This window comes from Campylobacter gastrosuis, from assembly GCF_030249845.1.
Classification (GTDB): Bacteria; Campylobacterota; Campylobacteria; order Campylobacterales; family Campylobacteraceae; genus Campylobacter_A; species Campylobacter_A gastrosuis.
The window spans coordinates 86,247-109,086 of sequence record NZ_JANURM010000002.1 but is presented as its reverse complement, the minus strand read 5'-3'; the positions used below and the strand labels follow the sequence as shown (position 1 = coordinate 109,086).

Annotated in this window: 21 protein-coding genes, 1 tRNA gene and 2 pseudogenes; 19 read left to right on the top strand and 5 right to left on the bottom strand. The window is 37.8% G+C overall.

Annotated elements, in window-relative coordinates; translation table 11 throughout:
* Nucleotides 1–186 precede the first annotated feature (186 nt).
* Genes NYG85_RS02520 through NYG85_RS02510 form a run of 3 tightly spaced genes read right to left on the bottom strand, consistent with a single transcriptional unit; the run spans nt 187 to nt 2,134 of the window.
* On the bottom strand, nt 187–672 hold the full coding sequence (locus NYG85_RS02520; RefSeq protein ID WP_284936905.1) for a SixA phosphatase family protein: 486 nt from the start codon (nt 670–672) through the stop codon (nt 187–189).
* Entirely contained in the window at nt 669–1,478 is an 810-nt protein-coding gene (locus NYG85_RS02515; RefSeq protein WP_284936904.1) for a ferritin-like domain-containing protein, read from the bottom strand. The genes NYG85_RS02520 and NYG85_RS02515 overlap by 4 nt, the downstream gene beginning before the upstream one ends.
* A complete protein-coding gene (locus tag NYG85_RS02510) occupies nt 1,478–2,134 on the bottom strand; it encodes an NlpC/P60 family protein (protein ID WP_284936903.1) in 657 nt (218 codons plus the stop codon). The genes NYG85_RS02515 and NYG85_RS02510 overlap by 1 nt, the downstream gene beginning before the upstream one ends.
* Nucleotides 2,135–2,233: 99 nt before the next feature.
* Between NYG85_RS02510 and murA the strand changes: the two genes are divergently transcribed.
* From murA to NYG85_RS02415, 19 genes are all read left to right on the top strand, one after another.
* Nucleotides 2,234–3,502: a UDP-N-acetylglucosamine 1-carboxyvinyltransferase gene (gene murA, locus NYG85_RS02505; protein WP_284936902.1), complete on the top strand. Its 1,269-nt coding sequence runs from the start codon at nt 2,234–2,236 to the stop codon at nt 3,500–3,502.
* Nucleotides 3,495–4,652 carry a molybdopterin molybdotransferase MoeA gene (locus NYG85_RS02500; protein WP_284936901.1) on the top strand — a complete coding sequence of 386 codons (1,158 nt, stop codon included), beginning with the start codon at nt 3,495–3,497 and terminating at the stop codon, nt 4,650–4,652. Before murA ends, NYG85_RS02500 begins: the two co-directional genes overlap by 8 nt.
* A 43-nt stretch (nt 4,653–4,695) precedes the next feature.
* A tRNA-Gly gene (locus NYG85_RS02495) sits at nt 4,696–4,770 on the top strand.
* 56 nt (nt 4,771–4,826) lie between these two features.
* A complete protein-coding gene (flgA, locus tag NYG85_RS02490) occupies nt 4,827–5,630 on the top strand; it encodes a flagellar basal body P-ring formation chaperone FlgA (RefSeq protein WP_284936900.1) in 804 nt (267 codons plus the stop codon).
* A complete protein-coding gene (locus NYG85_RS02485) occupies nt 5,627–6,274 on the top strand; it encodes a UbiX family flavin prenyltransferase (protein WP_284936899.1) in 648 nt (215 codons plus the stop codon). Before flgA ends, NYG85_RS02485 begins: the two co-directional genes overlap by 4 nt.
* A 122-nt stretch (nt 6,275–6,396) precedes the next feature.
* Nucleotides 6,397–6,885 carry a pantetheine-phosphate adenylyltransferase gene (coaD, locus tag NYG85_RS02480; protein ID WP_284937137.1) on the top strand — a complete coding sequence of 163 codons (489 nt, stop codon included), beginning with the start codon at nt 6,397–6,399 and terminating at the stop codon, nt 6,883–6,885.
* Entirely contained in the window at nt 6,869–7,444 is a 576-nt protein-coding gene (gene tmk, locus NYG85_RS02475) for a dTMP kinase (RefSeq protein WP_284936898.1), read from the top strand. The genes coaD and tmk overlap by 17 nt, the downstream gene beginning before the upstream one ends.
* 2 nt (nt 7,445–7,446) lie before the next feature.
* Complete coding sequence (hisS, locus tag NYG85_RS02470; RefSeq protein ID WP_284936897.1) at nt 7,447–8,682, top strand: histidine--tRNA ligase; 1,236 nt, start codon at nt 7,447–7,449, stop codon at nt 8,680–8,682.
* A gap of 1 nt (nt 8,683) precedes the next feature.
* Nucleotides 8,684–9,532, top strand: coding sequence for a hypothetical protein (locus tag NYG85_RS02465; protein WP_284936896.1), 849 nt, complete (start codon nt 8,684–8,686; stop codon nt 9,530–9,532).
* Nucleotides 9,529–10,404 carry a DNA-methyltransferase gene (locus NYG85_RS02460; protein ID WP_284936895.1) on the top strand — a complete coding sequence of 292 codons (876 nt, stop codon included), beginning with the start codon at nt 9,529–9,531 and terminating at the stop codon, nt 10,402–10,404. Before NYG85_RS02465 ends, NYG85_RS02460 begins: the two co-directional genes overlap by 4 nt.
* A complete protein-coding gene (gene speA / locus NYG85_RS02455; RefSeq protein ID WP_284937136.1) occupies nt 10,388–12,271 on the top strand; it encodes a biosynthetic arginine decarboxylase in 1,884 nt (627 codons plus the stop codon). Before NYG85_RS02460 ends, speA begins: the two co-directional genes overlap by 17 nt.
* A 105-nt stretch (nt 12,272–12,376) precedes the next feature.
* Nucleotides 12,377–13,546, top strand: a complete 1,170-nt coding sequence (locus NYG85_RS02450) for a pyridoxal phosphate-dependent aminotransferase (RefSeq protein WP_284936894.1) — start codon at nt 12,377–12,379, stop codon at nt 13,544–13,546.
* Nucleotides 13,543–14,388 carry a sulfur carrier protein ThiS adenylyltransferase ThiF gene (gene thiF / locus NYG85_RS02445; RefSeq protein WP_284936893.1) on the top strand — a complete coding sequence of 282 codons (846 nt, stop codon included), beginning with the start codon at nt 13,543–13,545 and terminating at the stop codon, nt 14,386–14,388. Before NYG85_RS02450 ends, thiF begins: the two co-directional genes overlap by 4 nt.
* Before the next feature lie 66 nt (nt 14,389–14,454).
* The gene (locus NYG85_RS02440; protein ID WP_284936892.1) at nt 14,455–15,423 is read left to right on the top strand and encodes a putative transporter; all 969 of its coding nucleotides are present in this window, start codon (nt 14,455–14,457) and stop codon (nt 15,421–15,423) included.
* 205 nt (nt 15,424–15,628) lie between these two features.
* A complete protein-coding gene (locus tag NYG85_RS02435) occupies nt 15,629–16,777 on the top strand; it encodes a hydrogenase small subunit (protein WP_284936891.1) in 1,149 nt (382 codons plus the stop codon).
* Between the two features lies 1 nt (nt 16,778).
* Nucleotides 16,779–18,497, top strand: coding sequence for a nickel-dependent hydrogenase large subunit (locus tag NYG85_RS02430; RefSeq protein ID WP_284936890.1), 1,719 nt, complete (start codon nt 16,779–16,781; stop codon nt 18,495–18,497).
* A gap of 10 nt (nt 18,498–18,507) precedes the next feature.
* Nucleotides 18,508–19,194, top strand: a complete 687-nt coding sequence (gene cybH, locus NYG85_RS02425) for a Ni/Fe-hydrogenase, b-type cytochrome subunit (protein ID WP_284936889.1) — start codon at nt 18,508–18,510, stop codon at nt 19,192–19,194.
* Complete coding sequence (locus NYG85_RS02420; protein WP_284936888.1) at nt 19,191–19,730, top strand: HyaD/HybD family hydrogenase maturation endopeptidase; 540 nt, start codon at nt 19,191–19,193, stop codon at nt 19,728–19,730. Before cybH ends, NYG85_RS02420 begins: the two co-directional genes overlap by 4 nt.
* A gap of 67 nt (nt 19,731–19,797) precedes the next feature.
* Entirely contained in the window at nt 19,798–21,204 is a 1,407-nt protein-coding gene (locus NYG85_RS02415; RefSeq protein WP_284936887.1) for a hypothetical protein, read from the top strand.
* A gap of 375 nt (nt 21,205–21,579) precedes the next feature.
* Here NYG85_RS02415 and NYG85_RS12105 read toward each other — a convergent pair.
* A pseudogene (locus NYG85_RS12105) lies at nt 21,580–21,709 on the bottom strand (methyl-accepting chemotaxis protein); the annotation flags it as partial.
* Nucleotides 21,710–22,072: 363 nt separating this feature from the next.
* A pseudogene (locus NYG85_RS12100) lies at nt 22,073–22,330 on the bottom strand (HAMP domain-containing protein); the annotation flags it as partial.
* Between the last annotated feature and the right edge of the window lie 510 nt (nt 22,331–22,840).

Here is a 22,840-nt window from a genome sequence, read left to right as displayed (position 1 = left end):
TCAATAAAACTTTATGGATAAATTAGAAATTGCCAAAAGATAAAGCCTAAAATACGGGCTTTGAAGTAGTTTTAGGATATTTAAAAATAAATCTCTGAAAATTGCAGTTTTCAATACAAAAGATATAAAATAGTTTGTATTTTACCTTAACGCAGATAGTTTTACGTATTTTTAAAAGCTGTTTTTTTATTTTGTATATTTTTTTGGATATTCAAAAAATGTGGCTTTGAAATTTGCCTTTGTCGGATTTAAAAACTCATCTTCGTTTTCTAAACAAAAAACGCCACAAGTTGGTAAATTTTGTATCACGCAGTCGCTAAGATACTCACAAAGCTCGGTTGCAAGTGGATTGTGAAGCACTAAGGCGACGCTGTTTGCATTTTTTATATCTTTTAAAAATTTTAAGATGTAATTTAAATTAGCGTCGTAAAGTTTTTGTCTTAGTTTTATGTTTTGCTTGATATTTAGGGCTTCAAAGAGTCTTTTTGCCGTATCTTTACAGCGATTTGCACTGCTTGAAAAGACCAAATCTGGCTTAAAACCCCTGCTCTTTAAAATTTTTGCCATTATTTTTATGTCGTTTTTGCCTTTTTCTGAGAGATTTCGCTCAAAATCTTGCCCTGATTGAGCTAAAATTTCAGCCTTTGCGTGTCTAATGATAAATATTTTCAAGATATTCTCGCTAAATTTTTGATTTCTTCAAGCTCATTTTGGCTAAAACCAGCCTTTAATCGGTCGCTCTCATTTAACGTCCTAATGCTAGAAAATGAATTTGGATATAAATTTCTAACGATATTTATATACTCGCTTGGCTCTATTTTTTCACGCTCACAAGCGAATTTAAACCACCTATCGCCCTTGCTAACGTGTGAAATTTCTTCACGCAAAATCACTTCAAGTGCCAAAATAAGCTCATCGTTACCGCCCTGCTCTTTTAGTTTTTTGATGATATGAGCGTTTGCGTCAAGCCCGTTTGCCTCCATATATCGTGGCAGGAGTGCCATACGCTCAATTAGGCTATTTTGGGTCTTTGTAAGTGCAATAAAAAGCCCATTATGCACGGTAAAATCGCCATATTTTACGCCGTTTTTGGCTAAAATTTCGCTTATCATCAAAAAATGCCTAATCTCATCGCTAGCCACTTCAAGCCAGTCCTCATAATACGCCCTTGGTAGCCCGTCAAATCGGTAAGCAGCGTCAAGTGCAATGTCAATGGCACTAAACTCAATGTGAGCGACGGAGTGGATAAAGTGGATATTTTTATCTTTTGGGGCGATTTTTTTGTTTAAATCACGCATTGCAACTACATTGCAAAATTTCTCATAGCAGGGTTTTTCTAGTGGTTTTAAAGGCGTTTTTCGCTTAAAATCTAGCTCTTTGTTGGCTTTAAAATTCTCATAAAACAGGGCAAATTTGCTAAATTTTAGCTCCAAATCACTCTCGTTTATGATGCTTAAAATTTCATCAAAAAACTCCATCACCAAACCTCGCCAAAGCCAGCAAAACGCTGTGATGTCAGGCAGTTTGACACACCTTTTTTGCATTTGATAATATAGCTATTTTGCACCTTGCCGTCCTTTTTGTGTCTATTTTTTTCGCCTAAATTCATATAGCCTTTTTTAATCACGCCGTTTAGATTGTGAATAAACTCAACCCGTCCGCTTTTAAAAACCTGCGTAATAATGCCCACGTGCGTGATATTTTCTTTATCTTTATTAGACTGCGCTCCCCTGCCAAGCGTGTTTGCAAAGAATATCAAATCGCCAGATTTTGCAAAATTTTGACTGATTTTGTCATTTCTTTTAAATAGATTATAAATAGCCTTTGAACGTCTGCCCTTTTTATCGTAGTTTTTTGAAACATCTTCTGGCTCAAAAAAGAAATTTTCATACTCTTTATTTGCCAAAAATACAAATCCAGAGCAGTCTTTACCGGCATTTTTGCCTAAATATTTATCTAAGGCACTAAAATCTTTTATGAATTTTGGAGCTTCTTTTACTTCTTGTGTTGCGTTTAAATCGCTTAAAATTGAGCCATTTGTATCAATTTTTTGGCTTGGAATTTTTGGCGTTTGATAAAAACAGCCAGAGATTAAAATTCCCATTAAAGATGTAAGTATTAACTTTTTATTCATATTTCTCCATTTTTAAAATCCACATTTTAGCAAAATTTTGTTTTCTAAGCAAAAAATAATTATAATTTAAGCTAAATTTTTAACAAAATAAGGCAAAAAATGCAATATTTACAGATAAATGGCGGTAAAAAATTAAGTGGCGAGGTTAGCATTAGCGGTGCTAAAAATGCGGCGTTGCCGTTGATTGCACTTACCCTGCTCTCAAAAAACAGCGTGAATTTAAAAAATATACCAGATGTGGCTGATATTAAAACTCTATCAAAATTGCTTGAAAATTTAGGCTCAACTTGCGAATTTTTAGGCAAAAATGAGCTTAAAATTGACACGAGCAAGGTGCATTCAACAATGGCAAACTACGACATCGTGCGAAAAATGCGTGCTTCAATTTTAGTGCTTGGGCCGCTTCTTTCTCGTTTTGGGCATTGTGAGGTAAGTTTGCCGGGCGGTTGTGCTATCGGTCAGCGTCCGATTGACCTGCATTTATCGGCACTTGAAAAGATGGGTGCTAACATCTCAATCAAACAAGGCTATGTTGTCGCAACCGCAAAAAATGGGCTAAAAGGCGCAAAAATCGTATTTGATAAAATCACTGTTACTGGTAGCGAAAATATTGTAATGGCAGCCGCTCTTGCAAAGGGGCAAACGCATTTAATAAATGTAGCAAAAGAGCCAGAGGTTGTGCAGGTTTGCGAAGTTTTAGCTGCTGCTGGGGTGAAAATTTCAGGCATTGGCACAGATGAGCTAATCATAGAAGGCACAGACAGAGAGCTTTTAAATGTGAGCGATTTTAGCGTTATTAGCGATAGGATTGAGGCTGGGACGTATCTTTGTGCGGGCGCGATTACAAATTCAAAAATTAGCATCAAAAATGCAAATGCCCAGCACCTTAGTGCTGTGCTTTTAAAGCTTGAACAAATGGGCTTTGGCTTTGAAATTTCAGATGAAAAAATCACACTTTTACCAGCTAAAACGATAAAGCCTTGCGAGATTGTAACAACTGAATATCCGGGCTTTCCTACCGATATGCAAGCACAATTTATGGCACTTTCGCTCGTTGCAGACGGCGTTAGCGTGATTGATGAAAGACTATTTGAAAACCGCTTTATGCACGTTAGCGAGCTAGCACGTATGGGTGCTGATATACGCTTAAATGGGCATATCGCAAGCGTTTATGGTGGCAAACCGCTAAATTCAGCTGATGTTATGGCGACCGATTTAAGGGCGAGTTCGGCACTGGTTTTAGCCGCACTTGTTGCTAGTGGCACAAGCAAAGTGCATAGAATTTATCATCTTGATAGGGGTTATGAGAATTTAGAGGAGAAATTTAAGGCACTTGGTGCTGATGTTTTAAGGCGAAATGATGGCTAGTTTAAGCGAAGCTAACGAAGCATTAAACGCCATAAATTTGGACTTTACAGGCGAGTTTGTAAATGTAAAAAACGCACTTAATAGAGAGCTAATAGATGATATTTTTAGCACAAAAGACCTACCTTGCTTTGATAACTCAGCACTTGATGGCTACGCCTTAAAATTTGAGTATAAACAGAGCGGATATGTGCTAAAAGACACAATTTTAGCCGGAGATAAGCGAAATTTAGAGATAAAAGACAACGAGTGCATTAGGATAATGACTGGGGCGAAATTCCCAAGCGGTGCCGATACGATTTTACGCCTTGAAGATAGCTATGAAAAGGATGGCTTAATTTATGCTAAGTCGCTCAAAAAAGGTGAGGCACATAGACTAAGGGGTGAAGAGGTAAAAAGTGGCGAAATTTTAATAAAAAACGGCACAAAATTAACACCAGCTCACCTAATGCTACTTGCCTCTCAGGGCATAAACGAGGTTTTTGTAAAAACCCTGCCAAAAATCGCCATTTTTTCAAGTGGCAATGAGCTTCGTGAGCCGTGGCAAAGGGCTGATGATGATGAAATTTACAACGCAAACGCGCACGGCATATCTGCCCTACTTTTGCAAAACGGCTTTAAAAGCTCCTATCTTGGCACGATAAAAGATAGTTTTGAAGCGACAAAAAACGCACTTAAAAGCGCTATGAATTTTGACGTCATAATCTGCTCTGGTGGCGCTAGCAAGGGCGATGCTGACTATATGAAAGACGCCCTGCTCTCGCTTGGTTTTACTGAAATTTTTAGCCACGTAAATATCCGTCCGGGTGCTCCAAGCAAGGCGTTTAAAAACGGCAACAAAATCGCATTTGTCCTAGCTGGTAACCCAATGGCAGCCTTTTTAATGGCATTTTTGCTAATCGTGCCATTTTTAACAAAAACTAAACACGAACTAACAAAAGCCACGCTAAAAAACAGCCTAAAATTAAAAAGCGGTCGTATAAATGTCGTGCTTGGCGAGTTTAAAAATGGCGTTTTTAACGTTTTAAACGACAATAAATACGGCTCAGGTATGATAACACCACTTGTAAATTCAAACGCAATTTATCTTTCAAAGTCCGATGAGAGCGAGATTTTAGAAGGTAGCGAAATTTTTATTTTAAGGCTATCTTGACAAATGAAGTTTATTTTGCTAAAATGCCGACTTCTTTTTGATTGCGGGAATAGCTCAGGGGTAGAGCATAACCTTGCCAAGGTTAGGGTCGCGAGTTCGAATCTCGTTTCCCGCTCCATTTTTTTCTTACTTCTCCCACTTTTTTTATTTGCAAAAGATGTCAGCATTTACCCAATGTATTGTTTAAATAGTAATGTTATCTCGCTTAAAACCTTTGGTTTTAGTGGCGAAGATAATGAAATTTTAAACTTAGAAACACAAAGAGCGGCAAAAATCAACTCAAAAGAGCTTTTTGAAATTTTAAGCTCAAATTTTAAGGCATTTAAAGACAAAAGCGGTGGCAGCGTGGCTTTTGTGAAAAACTGCTCAATTTTTGATGAAATTCAGGCTAAATTTTTAATGGCAATCAGCGATGAATTTGAGGGCATTAGCGTTAAAAAACTAAACATAATCTCACAGGCAAAACTACCAGAAAATTTTAAAGATTACAAAATCATAAATCTATTTTTAACCCCAAGTTTAGGCTCTCACGGCACATTTAGAGTTAGTTTTAAAGCCGATAATATAAACATTAAAAATTTATATTTTCGCTACAATTTCACAGCTGATATGCCAGTTTTAATCGCCCTAAACGAGATAGAAATCGGCTCGGTTTTAAAAGCGACTGATTATCAAAAAAGTTACATTGATTTTGATAAATTTAACAAAAATTCGCTAAAAAATATCAGCTCAAAACTTATGGCAAAGTCAAAAATCAGCTCAGGCGATGTGCTTTTAAAAAACTATTTTCTTGAAATTTCACTCATAAAAAAGGGCGATAAACTAAATGCAATCTTAAACGAGAGTGGTTTAAGCGTGATAATTGAGGTCATCGCACTTGAAAATGCAAATTTAGGCGATGACATAATGGTAAAAACTCACGACAAAAAGAGCTTAAAGGCGAGTGTCGTTTCAAAAAATCAGGTGATTATAAGATGAGAATATTTATCGGTATTAGTGGTGCTAGTGGTGTGGTTTTGGGCTTTAAACTTTTAGGAATTTTAAGCCAAAAAGCGGAGGTTTTTGCCGTAATTAGCAGTGGCGCAAAATTAGCATTAGAGCTTGAAAACGGCATAAAAGCCGATGATTTTATAAAATTTTGTTTGCAAAATGGCTCAACTTTTAAAGGTTTTAAAAGTGATAAAAAACCGATAAATAATATCAAAAATTTTATAAAAACTGATGATATAAATTATCAAAATATCACATTTTTTGATGATAAAAATTTAGGTGCTTCAATCTCATCTGGCTCCTTTGGGATTGATAAAAGCATAATTTCGCCCTGCTCCATTAACACTTTGGCAAAAATTTCAAACGGCATTTCAGACACGCTAATCACAAGAGCAGCAGCTGTTGCTCTAAAAGAGCAAAAACGGCTGATTTTAGGCGTTAGAGAGATGCCTTTTTCTGCTATTTCACTTCGTCAAATGAGCGATTTAGCCTTGCTTGGAGTGGCGATAGCACCGCCAGTTTTTGGCTTTTACTCAAAGGCAAAAAGCGTTGAGCAAATGAGTGATTTTATAGTTGGTAAGTGGCTTGATTTACTTGAAATTGAGCATAAAATTTACAAAAAATGGGAGTAATTCATAAAATTTTTCGTATTATTTTATGAATTATTTTACATATTTTTATACATAAAATCAAAAATTTAACTATAAGCAAAAAAATTGTAAAATGTCAGCTTTAAATTTAAATTTAAGGCAAAATTTTGAAAGCTTGTATATATCCGGGCACTTTTGATCCGATTACAAATGGGCACGTTGATGTTATTAAAAGGGCGTCAAAACTCTTTGATAAAGTCATTGTTGCGGTGGCTAAAAACGACAACAAAAAGCCGATGTTTGAGCTAAATAGACGCATTGAAATGGTAAAAATCGCTACAAAAAATATTCAAAATTTAGAGGTTACACCATTTTTTGGACTGCTTGTTGATTTTGCAAAATCGCAGGGCATTACGACCACGATTCGTGGGCTTCGTGCCGTGAGCGACTTTGAATACGAGCTACAAATCGGCTACGCAAACGCCACACTTTGGAGCGATTTTGAGACGATTTATCTTATGCCAAGTCTTGAAAATGCCTTCATTTCAAGCTCTATCGTTCGCTCGGTTTTAAGCCACAACGGCGACGTTTCAAAGCTCGTGCCAAACGAAATTTTGCCATTTTTAAAGAGTGAAAATGTATATTCTATTTGAGGGCATTGACGGCGTGGGTAAAAGCACGCAAATTGAGTGCGTTTCGCAAATTTTTAAAGATGCTTTTATCACAAAAGAGCCCGGCGGGACGGCATTTGGCGAGATTTTACGAGAAATTTTGCTCGGCGGTAAATTTAGCCTTAGCAAACGAGCTGAAATTTTGCTTTTTTTAGCCGACAGAGCCGAAACAATGGATAAAATTTTAAGCAAAAATAGCTTTGTAATCTCAGATCGTGGGCTTATTTCAGGCATTGCTTACGCTCTAAAAAACGGCGATTTTGACATAAATGAGCTTGTTTTTTTAAACAAATTTGCCCTAAATGGACTTCTGCCAGATAAGGTCGTGCTTTTTTATGCCACAAAGGAGCTTATTTTAAGCCGTTTAAATGGGCGTGGCGGATTTGATAGCATTGAAAAAAGGGGCGTTGAGTATCTTTTAGGCGTTCAAGATGCGATGAGAGAGGCTTGTGAGCTTTTAAATTTAAATACGTTAATAATTGACGCTAGTTTAAACAAAAATCAAATAACAAAAGAGATAGAAAAATTCATAAAGGACTAAAAATGATAACGGCACTTCGCGGTATGAAAGATATAATGCCCCAAAAAAGCGGACTTTACGAGCAAATAATCGGCGTTTGTGAAGCTGTGGCAAAAAATTATGGCTACACTTTAATAAAAACTCCACACCTAGAACAAACAACACTTTTTAAACGAAGCGTGGGCGAAAGTAGCGATATAGTCGGCAAAGAAATGTATCAATTTATTGACAAGGGCGAAAATGACGTCTGTCTTCGCCCAGAAGGCACTGCTGGGGTCGTTCGTGCCTTTATTGAGAGTAAGCTAGACAGGGCTGGTGGAGTTTATAGATATTTTTATCACGGCTCAATGTTTCGCTACGAACGCCCACAAAAAGGGCGTTTGCGTGAGTTTCATCAGTTTGGCGTGGAGTGTTTTGGTGAGAGCGATGTCCGTGAGGACGCTAGCGTTATTTTAATGATAGCTGAAATTTTAAATAGATTGCAAATAAAAACTACGCTAAAAATAAATTCGCTAGGCGACGCCGATAGTATGGGGCTTTATAGACAAAAGCTGGTGAAATTTTTAGAGCAAAACGAAGCGTTTATTTGCGATGATTGCAAACGTAGAAAGGCGTTAAATCCAATTCGTGTGCTTGATTGTAAAAACGAAAGCTGTCAAGAAATTTACAAAAATGCACCGCTGATGATTGAAAATTTAGGCGACGAGGCAGCGGCTGATTTTGCAAAATTACAAGAAATTTTAGCCAAAAACGGCGTGAGCTACGAGATAGACGCAAGGCTTGTGCGTGGGCTTGATTATTATTGTAAGACCGCTTTTGAGTTTGTTAGTGATGAGATCGGCTCTCAAAGTGCTGTCGCTGGTGGAGGTCGCTACGACAGGCTTGTTGAGTATCTTGGTGGCAAGGCGAGTTTTGGCGTGGGTTTTGCTATGGGTATTGAGCGAATTATGGAGATTTTGGGTGAAAGAGAGAGCAAAAACGCACGTGACGGGGTCTATCTTTGTGCGTTGGATGAGCAAAATGTGGATTTTGTCTTTGATTTAGGCATTAAATTACGTAAAAATTTTAAGACACAAATAAGCTACAAAGCCAAAAAACTAGCCAAACACCTGCAAGATGCCGATAAAATCAACACAAAAATTTTTCTTTGCATTGGCGAAAACGAACGCAAAAATGGCGAAATTTGGTATAAAAATTTAGAAAATAAAGATGAAAAAACGATAAAAATTGATGAGATTTTTAAAATAGAAAGCTTATAAAATGTGGGATATAAAAGACGAAATTAATTTTTTTCAAAATGCTATAATGGCAAATTTTGCCACAAAACAAGATATTTTTTACGAAATTGATAATAAATTTTTAGCCTACATACCAAAAGAGTGTAAAAAAAATATACCAACTTTACAATCAAGAAATTCACTCATAGGCTCATATACTGAGACTTGGTGTCAAAAAATTTTAGAACCAATAGCTAAAAAATTTGGTCTATATGCTGTAAATGGTGTGGTTTGTAATGAGCTTGGTCTGATTAAAAGTTCAAGGGCTGATTTGGCTTTTTGCACAACAAATCAAACAGAACAAACCGCTAAAAATATAAAACTAATCTTTGAGATAAAAATGAGCATAGTAAATAATTACGAATTTATAGATGAAAAAGTGGTCTTTTTAGGTGATTATAAAACGCATAAAGCTATGCCCTCACTAATGAGAAGTGATAGTGTTTTAAAAGCGATTGGCAAGGCGATTAATATTAGAGTCAGCTCAGAAAATGCTAGAAAAATACCAATAATTATACTAGGCAATACAAATATTAGTAGCAATTATCTTTCAAAAATAGACCATTTAGGGCAGTATGGAGTTTTGCAAAAAATTTTATCTTTAAATCCACAATTAAATTTAGACAAATCGCCATTAAAATATTTTCAAACACCAAGAAATTTAGATGACCTAGAAATAATAATATCTGAAATTTTAAATAGTGAGCGATACTATTTTTCAGCTATGTTAGAAAAGAAAAAGCTTGCAGAAATCATAAAAAAATCTGCAAAATACCAAAATGAGCTAGAAATAGCAGAAAATTTTTTACAACTTATTAAAGGCGAACAATGAAAAATTCTGCAACTTCATCATTTGGTGTTAGTGCTAGAATAGGACACGATTCTTCAAAATTTTATAACTCAAAATTATATGAAAATTTATATTTTGATATCAAAAAAGGCGGTAAAGAAAATCCTATTTTAGAGAAAAATTTAAATAAAATATTCTGCAAAAGCAGTGAGAATATGAGCGAATTGCCAGATAATAGTGTTCATTTAATGCTAACATCTCCACCATACAATGTAAGCAAGGATTATGACGAGAATTTAACACTAGATGAGTATTTAAAATTACTAAAATCTGTTTTTAAAGAGACAAAAAGAGTGCTTGTAAATGGCGGTAGAGTTTGTATAAATATTGCAAATATAGGCAGAAAACCATATATCCCACTAACTATGTATGTAAATCAGATAATGATTGAGCTTGGATTTTTAATGCGTGGAGAAATTATTTGGGATAAAAGTGCTAGTAGTGGAGTAAGTCTTGCTTGGGGGAGTTTTAAAAGCGCGTCAAATCCAGTTTTAAGAGATACACACGAATATATTTTGGTATTTTCAAAAGGCGATTTTAAAAGAGAAAAGAGAGATAAGTTAGATAGTATTAACAAAGAAAATTTTATGGAGTGGAGTAAGTCAATTTGGCGTTTTGGTGCAGTTAGCGCAAAAAAAGTCGGACACCCTGCTCCATTTCCTATTGAGCTACCAAGAAGATTGATTGAATTTTATAGTTTTGAAAACGATATTGTTTTAGACCCATTTATTGGCAGTGGAACTACTGCTTTGGCTGCAATAGATTTAAAAAGAAATTTTGTTGGCTATGAGATAAATGATGAGTATGTAAAACTAGCTAATTCAAAAATCAAAAACCATAAAGGTTTATTTTAAAAAAACAAAAACAAATTTTAAAAGGACAAAAATGAACGACTATGGCTTAAACATTTGGGGAGATAATAACTTCATCATTGAAAACGGCAAGGTTTGCATAAACAAAAAGAGCAAGCCAGCTATCCTTGACATTGTCAAAGATATACGAAACGAAGGCTACCGAGGACCGCTACTTTTACGCTTCCCACACTTGATTAAAAAGCAGATTGAGCAGATTTATTCAAGCTTTTCAAAGGCAAAAAAAGAGTTTGATTACAAGGGCAATTTTAGTGCCGTCTATCCGCTAAAAGTAAATCAATATCCGGGCTTTGTTAAAAATTTAGTAGCACTTGGCAAACCCTATAATTACGGACTTGAAGCTGGCTCAAAGGCCGAGCTACTGCTAACAATGGCTTACAACAACGACGGCGCCCCAATAACAGTTAATGGCTTTAAGGATAAAGAGCTAATAAATATCGGCTTTATCGCCGCTGAAATGGGGCATAATATCACGCTAACGATTGAAGGCTTAAACGAGCTTGAAGCGATAATCGCCACTGCAAAAGAGCGATTTGCCCCAAAGCCAAATATCGGTCTTAGAATCCGCCTTCACTCAACTGGCTCTGGCATTTGGGCAAAAAGTGGCGGAATTTACTCAAAATTCGGACTAACTTCAACCGAGCTCATTGAAGCCATAAATATGCTTAAAAAGGCGAATTTGCTGGATCATTTTACGATGATACACTTTCATATCGGCTCACAAATCACCGAAATTCATCCGCTAAAAAAAGCCCTAACCGAGGCTGGTAACATCTACGCCGAGCTTAGAAAAATGGGCGCAAATAACCTAAAAGCCATAAATTTAGGTGGCGGACTTGCCATTGAATACTCGCAATTTAAGCAAACAACAAGCCGAAACTACACCCTAAACGAATATGCAAACGACGTCGTTTATCTACTAAAAAGCATAGCAGGGCAAAAAAAGGAGCAAGAACCAGATATTTTCATTGAGAGCGGACGCTTTATTTCAGCATCTCACGCACTCTTAGTCGCCCCAGTTTTAGAGCTTTTTAGTCAAGACCACACCGAAGAAAAGCTAAATTTAAAAAAATCAAATCCACCGCTAATAACCGAACTTTACGACCTTTATAACTCAATAAAACCCTCAAACGCCCTTGAATACCTGCACGATAGCATTCATCATATGGAGAGCGTTTTGACGCTTTTTGACCTTGGCTATGTTGATTTGCAAGACCGCTCAAATGCCGAAGTTTTGGTGCAGTTAATTAGCAAAAAAGCAGTTGTAATGCTTGGGAGTAAAAATAGCACAGCAGATTTAGTAAAAATTCAAGAAGAGATAAAAGAACGATATTTGGTAAATTTTTCAATGTTTCAATCCCTGCCAGATTTTTGGGGATTAAAGCAAAATTTCCCGATTATGCCACTTGACCGCCTTGATATCCGCCCTACTCTGCCAGCTTGCATCTGGGATATTACCTGCGATAGCGACGGCGAGATAAGCTACACAGAAGATGCTAATCAGCTATTTTTACACGATGTTGATGTTGAAAAAGAGGAGTATTTTTTGGGCTTTTTCTTAGTCGGTGCTTATCAAGAGGTGCTTGGTATGAAGCATAATCTCTTTACTCATCCAACCGAAGCAACAATTGAGATTACCGAGAGCGGTTATGAGATTAAGCACCTACTTGAAAGCCAGTCTATCCTTGATATTATGGAGGATATGGATTATGATATTTATGAGATACAAGATAGCTTAAATGAGCGTTTAGAGAAGTCAAAACTCATAAATGAGACGCAAAAAAAGCAAATTTTAGGTGAGCTTTATCTGTTTTTAAATGACAATAGCTATTTAAAAACGATAAATTAGTTACAAATTGAAACAAATTTTAAAAAGCAAGGCGTAAAAGTAAAAATTTTGTTTGCTTTGCTTTTTATTATTATAAAATACTTAAAAATTTTAAAAGGATAGCCTATGATTTTATCAAAAAGAATGCAAGCTCTAAGTGAGTCCCTAACAATCGCCATAAGCACGAAGGCAAAAGAGATGAAACAGCAAGGCAGAGATGTCATTAGCTTTTCGGCTGGCGAGCCTGATTTTGACACCCCAGAGGTGATAAAAGATGCCGTAAAAAAGGCACTTGATAAGGGCTGTGGCAAATACACGCCAATACCGGGCGACCCAGAGGTTTTAAAGGCAATCGCAACAAAACTTAAACGAGATAATAATCTTGATTACAAACCAAGTCAAATCATCACAAATGTCGGTGCAAAGCACTCGCTTTTTAATATCTTTCAAGCGGTTTTAAACGACGGCGACGAGGTTATCATCCCAAGTCCATACTGGGTAAGCTACCCTGAAATGGTAAAATTTAGCGGTGGTGTGCCAGTTTTTATTGAGGCTGATGACACGACTGGATTTAAAATTTCAGCCGAGCAGTTAAGGGCTAAAATCACGCCAAAAACAAAAATTTTATGCCTAAACCACCCAAATAACCCAAGCGGTGCGATTTACACAAAAGATGAGCTTTTAGCCTTTGGCAAAGTTTTAAAAGGCACTGAAATTTTAGTCGTTAGCGATGAAATTTACGAGAAACTAACATACAACGGCGAATTTGTCGCTGTGGCTAGCGTGAGCGATGATATGTTTAAAAGGACTATTACGATTAATGGACTAAGCAAGTGTGGCGCTATGCCCGGCTGGCGTTTTGGCTATATGGCAAGTGCGATTGATGAGCTAAATTCTGCTGTTAAAAAGCTACAAAGCCAAAGCACGAGCAACATCGCCTCGCTAGTTCAATGTGGTGCTATCGCTTCGCTTTTAGGGCAAAGCGACGCTGATATTGAGTTTATGAAAAATGAGTATAAATCAAGGCGAGATTTGGCAGTCCAGCTAATCAATAAGATTAAGGGGCTTAGTGTGCCTACGCCAGATGGAGCGTTTTATCTGTTTGTAAATTGCAAGGCGGTTGAGCCAGATTCAATGAAATTTTGCACAAGATTGCTTGAAGAGGCAAATGTCGCCTGTGTGCCGGGCGTTGGATTTGGTATGGACGGCTATTTTAGAATAAGCTTTGCAACCGATAAAGAGAGCCTAAAAAAGGGCATTGCTAGAATTGCTGAATTTGTGAAAAATTACAGATGAATATCACGATTAACGGCGTAAATTTTAGCACCAACGCAACAAGTACCGATGAGTTAAGGCGTGAATTTTTAGATAAAAATTCGCACTTTTATGAATTTTTGGATAAAAACGAGCTAATTAACGCCGATATTTTTATCTTAAATGGCTTTGCAATTAAGGAGAATTTTGCGTTAAACGAAAACGACAAAATCACGCTAATTAGGCGTGGTGTAATGCCTAACCTTGAAATTTTAAAGCCGATGATAGAAGCTAGAAACACACCAGAGCTAAACAATGCCCTAAAAAACGCCTGTGTCGGCGTGGCTGGGCTTGGCGGACTTGGCTCAAATATCGCCATTAGCCTTGCTCGTGTGGGCGTGGCTAGGTTGGTTTTGGTTGATTTTGATATCGTTGAGCCAAGCAACCTAAACCGCCAACAATACTACGTCCGCCACATCGGTATGCAAAAGACAGAGGCGTTAAAATCGCTGATTGCAGATATAAATCCCTTTGTAGAAGTCATCACTCACGAGATATATTTAGACGCTAAAAATATAGCTGAAATTTTCGCGCCTTGTTCTATCATTTGCGAGGCCTTTGATAACGTGCCTAGCAAAAAGATGATTTTAGGCGAAGCTGGGGCTAGTTTGGCTGATAAAAGCGTGATTTGTGCCTCTGGTATGGCTGGATTTTATAGTTCAAATCTCATAAAAACGATAAAATTTGCAAAAAATTTATACCTTTGTGGAGATTTTTCAAACGAAGCAAAAATAGGTCAAGGACTTATGGCGCCTAGGGTTGCTGTGTGTGCAAACCACCAAGCAAACCTAGTCCTAAGACTGCTAATGGGCGAAAGCGTTTAAGTAAAAACGTTTATGAAATTTTTACATTTTTTTAGCTATCATCGCTAAAATTTTAAAGGGGATTTTTTGTTTTCATCGTTTTTTGCTTCTAAAAAGTGGGCTTTGTGGGCGTATCTTGGGGCGTTGTTTTTGCTTTTATCTTTGTATTTTCAGACAAAATTCACCGTTGATATAAACGAGTGGTATAGAAAATTTTACGACATTGTCCAAAACGTTTCACAGCACAGCATTGATGATTTTTGGGCGAGTATGGTTGAGTTTGCCAAAATCGCCTTCCCATACGTTTTTTTAGCTACAATTACTGGATATTTTACGAGAATTTGGGCGTTTAAGTGGCGTGAGGCGATGACTTTTACTTACATTAAATATTGGCGAAATGTTAAAAACGAGATTGAAGGTAGCTCACAGCGTATCCAAGAAGATATCTACCGCTTTGCAAAAATCGTTGAGAGTCTTGGACTTCAAGTAGCAAGTGCTTTAATGAAGCTTTTTGCATTTTTGCCTATACTTTGGGAGCTAAGCAGTGGCGTAAATATCCCTATTTTAAAGGATTTTGAAGGCTCGCTTGTTTGGGTTGCTCTGCTTGTTAGCATTGGAGGGCTTGTTATTTCGTGGTTTGTTGGCATTATGTTGCCCGGACTTGAATACAACAACCAAAAAGTTGAAGCGGCATTTAGAAAAGAGCTAGTTTATGGCGAGGATAATAAAGAAAATTTTGCTCAAATCCCTACCCTAACCGAGCTTTTTACTGGGCTAAAATTTAACTACAACCGCCTATTTCTACACTACGGATATTTTGATTTGTGGATAAATTTTTTCTCTCAGTTAATGATTATCGTGCCGATTTTGATAATGGGACCCGGGCTATTTTCAGGGCTTATCACACTTGGAGTGATGATGCAGGTAAATAACGCCTTTGCTCAGGTTAGAAATTCATTCTCAATTTTCATTAACAACTGGACTACAATCACCGAACTTCGCTCAATTCACAAGCGTTTAAAAGAGTTTGAGATAAATATCGGCTATAAAATTTAAGCTTTTTTGTGAAATTTACCCATTTTTTGTCCGAAATTTATAAATTTACACAAATATGCCCTTAAAGAATAATACCAAATTGCCATTTTTCACACTATTTTTAAACTAAATTAAAATAAAAATATTAATTTAAAATTTAATATTCTTTTTGTTAAAAAGATTGTAGCATTTCGTAAATATTAACTTTTATTTACAAGGAGTTACTATGTCGTTTAATGATCTTTCTAGCGTCTATCAAAGACTTGATGAACTAGCAAAGTTAAAAAAACTAAACAAAGATGAAACCATCTCAAACGCCCTTGAAAAAAATGGCTTTTCAAGGCGTGATTTTATGAAGTGGGCTGGCGCGATGACTGCATTTATGGCACTACCTGCTAGTTTTGCACCTGCTGTGGCAAGAGCTACTGAGTTAGCCGATAGATTGCCAGTTATTTGGCTTCATATGGCTGAATGCACGGGCTGTTCTGAGAGTTTGCTTCGCTCTGATACGCCTACGATTGATAGCCTGATTTTTGACTACATTAGCCTTGAATACCACGAAACGCTAATGGCAGCTGCTGGCTGGCAGGCCGAGCATAACCTTGAAAGTGCGATTGAAAAATACAAAGGTCAGTATGTTTTAATGGTTGAGGGCGGAATTCCAACCGGCGATACCGAGCACTACCTAACAATCGGTGCTCACGGCACCACCGGCAAACAAAGTGCGGTAAAAGCAAGCGAAAACGCCGCTGCCATTTTTGCGATCGGCACCTGTTCTAGCTTTGGCGGTATCCAAGCAGCACGTCCAAATCCGTCAAATGCGGTTAGCCTATCAAAAGTAACCGATAAAAAGGTCATAAACGTCCCGGGCTGTCCGCCAAGCGAGAAAAACATAGTCGGCAACGTGCTTCATTTCTTACTATTTGGCACACTACCAGCACTTGACGTGTTTAACCGCCCAAAATGGGCTTACGGGCTTAGAATTCACGACCTTTGCGAAAGGCGTGGGCATTTTGACGCTGGCGAATTCGTGCAAAATTTTGGCGATGAGGGTGCAAAAAATGGCTACTGCTTATACAAAGTCGGCTGTAAAGGACCTTATACGTTTAATAACTGCTCACGTGAGCGTTTTAACTCGCACACAAGCTGGCCAGTCCAAGCTGGACACGGCTGTATAGGCTGTTCTGAGCCTGATTTTTGGGATAATATGGGACCATTTGAAGAGCCAATGGGCGATAGACTTTACAACACGGTTTTAGGGCTTGGCGCTGATAACGTAAGTGATAAAATCGGCATAGGAATTTTAGCCCTAACAGGCATTGGCATTGCCGCACACGCACTAATAGCGGCAACTAGAAAAGATAGCGAGGTGTAAAATGAGCGATAAAAGAGTAGTAATAGATCCGATAACACGTATTGAGGGGCATCTTCGCATTGAGGTTGTCGTTGATGATAATAATGTCGTAAAAGAGGCGTATTCTGGCTCAACGCTTTGGCGCGGGATTGAGCAAATCGTGCGAAACCGCGACCCAAGAGATGTCGGCTTTTTTACGCAGAGAATTTGTGGAGTTTGCACATTTTCACACTACAAAGCTGGTATTGTTGCCGTTGAGAACGCACTTGGCATTAAGCCACCGCTAAATGCACAGCTAACTAGGACGCTGATGAATACAGCGCTTTTTATCCACGACCATATCGTGCATTTTTATCATCTTCACGGCGTTGATTGGGCTGATGTGGTTTCGGCACTTAAGGCTGATCCAAAAAAGGCAAGTGAGGAGGCATTTAAATACACCGACACGCCTTATGCTTGTGGTGCTGATAAGCTAAAAGAGGTGCAAGATAGAGTAGCAACATTTGCTAAAAAGGGCAATCTTGGACCATTTGCAAACGCATACTGGGGACACCCAACCTACAAGCTAACGCCAGAGCAAAATTTAATCGTCCTATCTCACTACTTAGAGTGCCTTAGAATTCAACGCATAGTCGCTCAGATGATGGCGATTTTTGGCTCTAAAAATCCGCACCCACAAAGCCTAACCGTTGGCGGAGTTACTTGCGTTATGGATCTTCAAAGCCCAGCAAGACTTGGCGAATACCTAACAAAACTTAAAGAGTGTCAGGAATTTATTGATAGGGCTTACTATCCAGATCTCGTTATGGCTGGTCGTGCTTATGCAAACGAGCCAAGCGTAGTTGGCGATGTCGGCGTGGCAAATTTATACACTTACAGAGAATTTCAAATCGGAGCAAACGAGTGGCTCTTTGATAGCGGTATCATTAAAAACGGCGATATAAGCAAGGTTTATGAAGTCCAGACTGATAAAATTACCGAAGAGGCGACGCACTCGTGGTATCAAAACCCAGCGCCACTTCACCCATATGATGGACAAACCGAGCCAAACTACACTGGGCTAATTGACGGCGAGAGCGTAGATGACAAGGGGCAAATGGCTCACTCTAAAATTTTTAACACAAAGGGCAAATACAGCTGGATAAAATCGCCTAGATACGGCGGAGAGCCACTTCAAGTAGGACCTCTTGCAAATATCGTGGTAAATTACGCAAAGGGCAATAAATACGTAGTCCCACTTGTGGATAAATTCCTAGCTGATACTGGGCTACCTGTAAGTGCGGTATTTTCAACGCTAGGTAGAACAGCAACTAGAATGCTTGAAGCAAAAATCGTCGCTGATAATACCATTTTAGCCTTTAACGCTTTGGTTGAAAATTTAAAAGTTGATAGCGAAACTTGCGCTAAATACGTGATAGACAAGGATAAAGAGTATCGCGGATTTTATATGGGACACGTCCCAAGAGGCACACTTAGTCACTGGTGCAGGATTAAAAACGGCGTGATAGAAAACTGGCAAGCAGTCGTGCCAAGCACGTGGAATGCCTCGCCAAAAGATAGCAAAGGTCAAATGGGTAGCTACGAGGCGTGTTTGATTGGCACGAAGTTAGCTGATTTGACCCAGCCACTTGAAATAATCCGCAAAATTCACTCATACGACCCTTGTATTGCTTGTGCTGTTCACGTAATGGATATGAGTGGCAACACGCTAAGCGAGTATAAGATAAATCCAAATTTGTAAGGGGTGTGCTATGGCAAAAGAGATGAAACGTTATGGCGTTTATGAATTTTCAATCGGTCTTAGACTAACTCACTGGATTAGGGCTATATCTATTGCGTTTTTGATTTTTAGCGGTTATTACATTAGCTATGTATTTATGTCGCCTGAAATTTCAAGCGAACCTACGCTTTTTATGAATGCAAAGTGGCGTATGGCACACCAAATCGCCGGATTTGTGCTAATTGGCTGTTTAATCTTTAAAATTTACCTATTTTTATTTGATAAACACAGCCGTAAAGAGTGGAGAAGCATACTTGATTTTATCAATCCAATCGTGTGGATTAAGCAGATAAAATACTACCTTTTTATGGGCGAACACCCGCATTTAAAGGGCGTTTATAACCCTTTGCAGTTTGCTTCGTATCTGTTTTTTTACGCTATTTTGGTGCTTATTTGCCTAACTGGACTTGTGCTTTACGCTCACGTTTATCACGATGGTTTTGGTGGGCTAATTTATGAGAGTATGCGTGGCTTTGAGGCGATGATGGGCGGACTTGCAAACGTTAGGACGATACATAGAATTTGTATGTGGGTTATAATGGTTTTTGTTGTAATTCACGTCTATATGGCGATTTTTAACGCCGTAAAAGGCAAGGACGGAGCGATGGACGCTATCATTAGTGGCTATAAATACGTAAAAGAGGACGCAAAACATTGAGAGTTTTAGTGCTTGGCATTGGCAATGTGATGTTTGGCGATGAGGGCATTGGCGTTCATTTGGCTATGGCGGTTGAGCGGAGTTATAAATTTAGCTCTGCTAACCATAGCCTTAAATTTATTGACGGTGGCACACTTGCCGTCGCTCTTACGCCCATAATTGCAGATTGCGATTATTTAATAGTCATTGACTGCGTTAGCTGTGATGACGCTAGTGTCGGCGATGTCTATTTTTTTGACATTGATAATATGCCACAAAAAATTCGCTGGGACGGCTCGGCTCACGAGGTTGAAATGCTACAAACTCTTGAACTTATGGCACTTAGTGGCGACCGCCCAAAAGGCAAAATTTTAGGACTTGTGCCAAGCAGAATTTTGCCAATGAGCTTTAAGCTCTCAGAGCAAATTTTAAACGGCTCAAAAGTGGCAGAAAAGACGCTAATAAATCATCTAAGTGAGCTTGGCTTTAAGTGTGAAAAAATAGCTGAGATTAGCCCACAAGATATGGCTGACATTTACGCAAAAAAGGGGCTTTAAGCCCTAAAAATCAAAATTTTACCTATAAATTTTTTCAAGTTTTTAGTTAAAATTTTAAAGGCTTTTTATGATTATTGCATTTGAGTTTAAAATGGCTTGTTTTAGTGCTGATTTTTGCTATTTATTATCAAAAATTTCAGAAAATATTGAGCATAAAATCACGCAAAATGGCGAATATATCACACTTTTTGCAAGTGGGAGTGATGATGAAATTTCTAGCTTTTCAACCACTCTAAGTCAAAATCTACCCCACTCAATATTCTTACAAGACACGAGAGTTTTTTTGGCTGAAAATTTGCCACAAAATAGCCTAAATATATCAAATCCAAAGACAAACGCTATCACGCCAAGCGTGATAAATGCCTACAAAAACGGCAAAATCATCAAAAATGAGTTTGGTGTTTTAAGCGAAATTTTTATCTTTAACGAAGCCGTAAATGAGCTTAATTTTAACGAGCTTTTAAAAAGAGCCGTTGATGAGTTTATCTTAAAAAATGAGCTAAAAATGGCAGATAAAAATGGAGAATTTTTAGTTTTAAACAGCAAAAACGCAAAAACTATCGTGCCAACAAATCTAAAAAATCTACCAAAAATGTTTATAGCAGCCGAGCAAGAACAAGTCGCCCTTGCCAGTTTTGACAAGCCCACGATTTTGCTAAAAACCACTGCACTATTTCGCCAAAATCACGATGACGCACAGAAATTTTATAGTGTCAAAGCCCCAAAAGATCTATTTTTTTATGCATTTTGCGATGAGCTTTTTAAGCGTGGCGTGAGCTTTGTTGGGTTAGAAAATTTTACAAACCAAAACGAGGCGATGATTTTAGAAAACAATATACTTTTTAGCCAAAAAAATGAAATTTTAGATAAAAAATCGCTGGTGTTAGAGTTTAAAAAATCTGGCGATGATAGTGTGAATTTTAAAGGTGTAGAGCTTTTATTTGTGCCAAAATTTAGCAGTTTTGATGAGATTTTTACGCTTATTAAAGAGCTACCAAGTGGCGAGCAATTTATGCAAAATTTTACCAAAACATATGAAATTTCAAATCAAAATTTAAACCTACCTGCTAGTTTTTTCTCGCTTTTTTGCATTGTTGGGGTCTTAATCGGACTTAGCGATGAGCCAAAGAGAGCTGGGGAGATTTTGCTTTTAAATGCCCTTGATTTTAGTGTCAAAAAGGGCGTTAGCATTGAGTGCGGGCGGAGCAAAAATGAGTTTAACGCACTAAAATTTATAAAATCAGCGATGAGTTTTTATCTAGCTGGGGCTGGTGTGCATAATATCAGCTTTGGCTGTGTGCAGTCTTTGGCGCTATTTTTTAGCGATTTTTGTTACGATTATGGGCGTGAGCTTGGCTTTGATAGCATTAGTTTTTGCGGCGATTTGTTTAAAAGCAAGGTCGTATCCGAGCTATTTTTAAAGCATTTAGAGCCAAATTTCAACACCGCTTTTGGCGATTTTATTAAAATTTAGCCAAACTTGGCTAAATTTTAAAGTTATTTAAGTTCTCTTTTAAGCTGATTGAAACGGTATCAAGCACTTTTGCTATATTTAAAAGCTCGGCTGAAATTCTCTCGTTATTATCAGCGATTTGCACCGATTTTTCGGTATCTTTTAGCAGATTTTCAAGGCTAGAAAGCGTGTCATCTGTGCGTGTTTGCACGTCTTTTGTGATTTTAATTGATGAGTTGTTTGTCGCTTGTGCTTCGTAAGCTAGGTTCATCAGGCTATTTGCTCTCGTGCTTAAATCAAGTATGTTTGATGAGTTTTGCTTTAAAGCACTGCTTAACTCAGCCACGCTTGTGATGATATTTTTTGAGTTTATTGCGATATCTTCAAGCTGTGAGCTGGTTTGCTCGGCTAGTTTTCTTACCTCTTCTGCCACCACGGCAAAGCCCCTGCCGTGCTCGCCAGCTCTGGCTGCTTCAATAGCAGCATTTAGTGCAAGCAGGTTTGTTTGATCAGCAATATCATCAATGATGCTTAAAATTTTGCTTATATTTTCGCTTTGTGTCGCCACTTCTTTGGTTTTTAGGGCTAAGGCTTGCTCGTTTGAGCTGGCTGTGTTTATGTTATCAACGACACTTTTTAGCGTTAAAATCACGCTATCTAGCTTCTCGTTTGAGTTGCTTGAAAGGCTTACGGCATTTTGTGCCATTTGCTTTGTAAAGATAAAGTCATCGTCAATTTGCTTTGTAAATTTATACGATAAATCGGCTTGTTTTTTGCCATCTTGTGAGCTTTGTGTGAGATTTGATGAGTTTGTCCTTAGTGCCTCAATCTGCCTTGTGATGTCGTTTGAGCTAAGCTGAATGCTTTTGATTGTGTTTTGAATTTTCTCAATAAAACTATTTACGTTTTTGCCGACCTTGCTTATTTCATCCTCACTTCTAACCACGAGCCTAGCTGATAAATCGCAGTCGCCGTCGGCTAAATCCTTTGTCCTGTATCGCAAGGCCTCAATGCGTTTTATGACAATTTTATTAAGCGTAAAGATAACAACAGCCGAGGTTAAGATTAAAAATGCGATGAAAATAAATAGAAATTTAAAGCTTTGGGTGGTTAAATTCTCATCAATATTGTTAAGCGTGTAGCCCATATCCATAACTCCAAGCACCGAGCCTTCGCTTGAAGTGGCGTGACAAGCAAGGCACTCGGCATCCGCTTTTAGCGGTTTAATAAGCCTAATGTAATGTCCATCATCGTAGCTTTCTAAATTTTTATTTACTGGCTTTACAAACTGCTCTTTTATCGTGCTATCATCAATTTTTTCACGCTCTAAACCATACATATCGCTGATCTCATCGGCTCGATAGAGTTTTAGATATTTTATGTTATCTATTTTTGAGTTTAGTTCAAGTGCGTTTTTTATCGCTTGGGCGTCGCCTAAATTCATCGCTGCACGAAGTGAGAAAAATACCGACTGACTAAGCATATCAAGGCTGTTTGTGGCTAAATTTTCAGATGAGTTTTTAAATTCTTTAATAATTACTGCTTGAAGTATTGTAAAAATCACGAGTAAAAGAGAGATGACGCAAAATACGACCTTCTTACCAACACTTAAATTTCTAAACATAAATTCCCCTAATTGTAAAATAGTTACGTGATT

Coding starts and splice junctions, on each gene's coding strand:
- NYG85_RS02515 (WP_284936904.1), bottom strand. CDS start 1,478: ATGGAGTTTTTTGATGAAATTTTAAGCATCATAAACGAGAGTGATTTG.
- NYG85_RS02510 (WP_284936903.1), bottom strand. CDS start 2,134: ATGAATAAAAAGTTAATACTTACATCTTTAATGGGAATTTTAATCTCT.
- murA (WP_284936902.1), top strand. CDS start 2,234: ATGCAATATTTACAGATAAATGGCGGTAAAAAATTAAGTGGCGAGGTT.
- NYG85_RS02500 (WP_284936901.1), top strand. CDS start 3,495: ATGGCTAGTTTAAGCGAAGCTAACGAAGCATTAAACGCCATAAATTTG.
- flgA (WP_284936900.1), top strand. CDS start 4,827: ATGTATTGTTTAAATAGTAATGTTATCTCGCTTAAAACCTTTGGTTTT.
- NYG85_RS02485 (WP_284936899.1), top strand. CDS start 5,627: ATGAGAATATTTATCGGTATTAGTGGTGCTAGTGGTGTGGTTTTGGGC.
- tmk (WP_284936898.1), top strand. CDS start 6,869: ATGTATATTCTATTTGAGGGCATTGACGGCGTGGGTAAAAGCACGCAA.
- hisS (WP_284936897.1), top strand. CDS start 7,447: ATGATAACGGCACTTCGCGGTATGAAAGATATAATGCCCCAAAAAAGC.
- NYG85_RS02465 (WP_284936896.1), top strand. CDS start 8,684: ATGTGGGATATAAAAGACGAAATTAATTTTTTTCAAAATGCTATAATG.
- NYG85_RS02460 (WP_284936895.1), top strand. CDS start 9,529: ATGAAAAATTCTGCAACTTCATCATTTGGTGTTAGTGCTAGAATAGGA.
- NYG85_RS02450 (WP_284936894.1), top strand. CDS start 12,377: ATGATTTTATCAAAAAGAATGCAAGCTCTAAGTGAGTCCCTAACAATC.
- thiF (WP_284936893.1), top strand. CDS start 13,543: ATGAATATCACGATTAACGGCGTAAATTTTAGCACCAACGCAACAAGT.
- NYG85_RS02435 (WP_284936891.1), top strand. CDS start 15,629: ATGTCGTTTAATGATCTTTCTAGCGTCTATCAAAGACTTGATGAACTA.
- NYG85_RS02430 (WP_284936890.1), top strand. CDS start 16,779: ATGAGCGATAAAAGAGTAGTAATAGATCCGATAACACGTATTGAGGGG.
- cybH (WP_284936889.1), top strand. CDS start 18,508: ATGGCAAAAGAGATGAAACGTTATGGCGTTTATGAATTTTCAATCGGT.
- NYG85_RS02415 (WP_284936887.1), top strand. CDS start 19,798: ATGATTATTGCATTTGAGTTTAAAATGGCTTGTTTTAGTGCTGATTTT.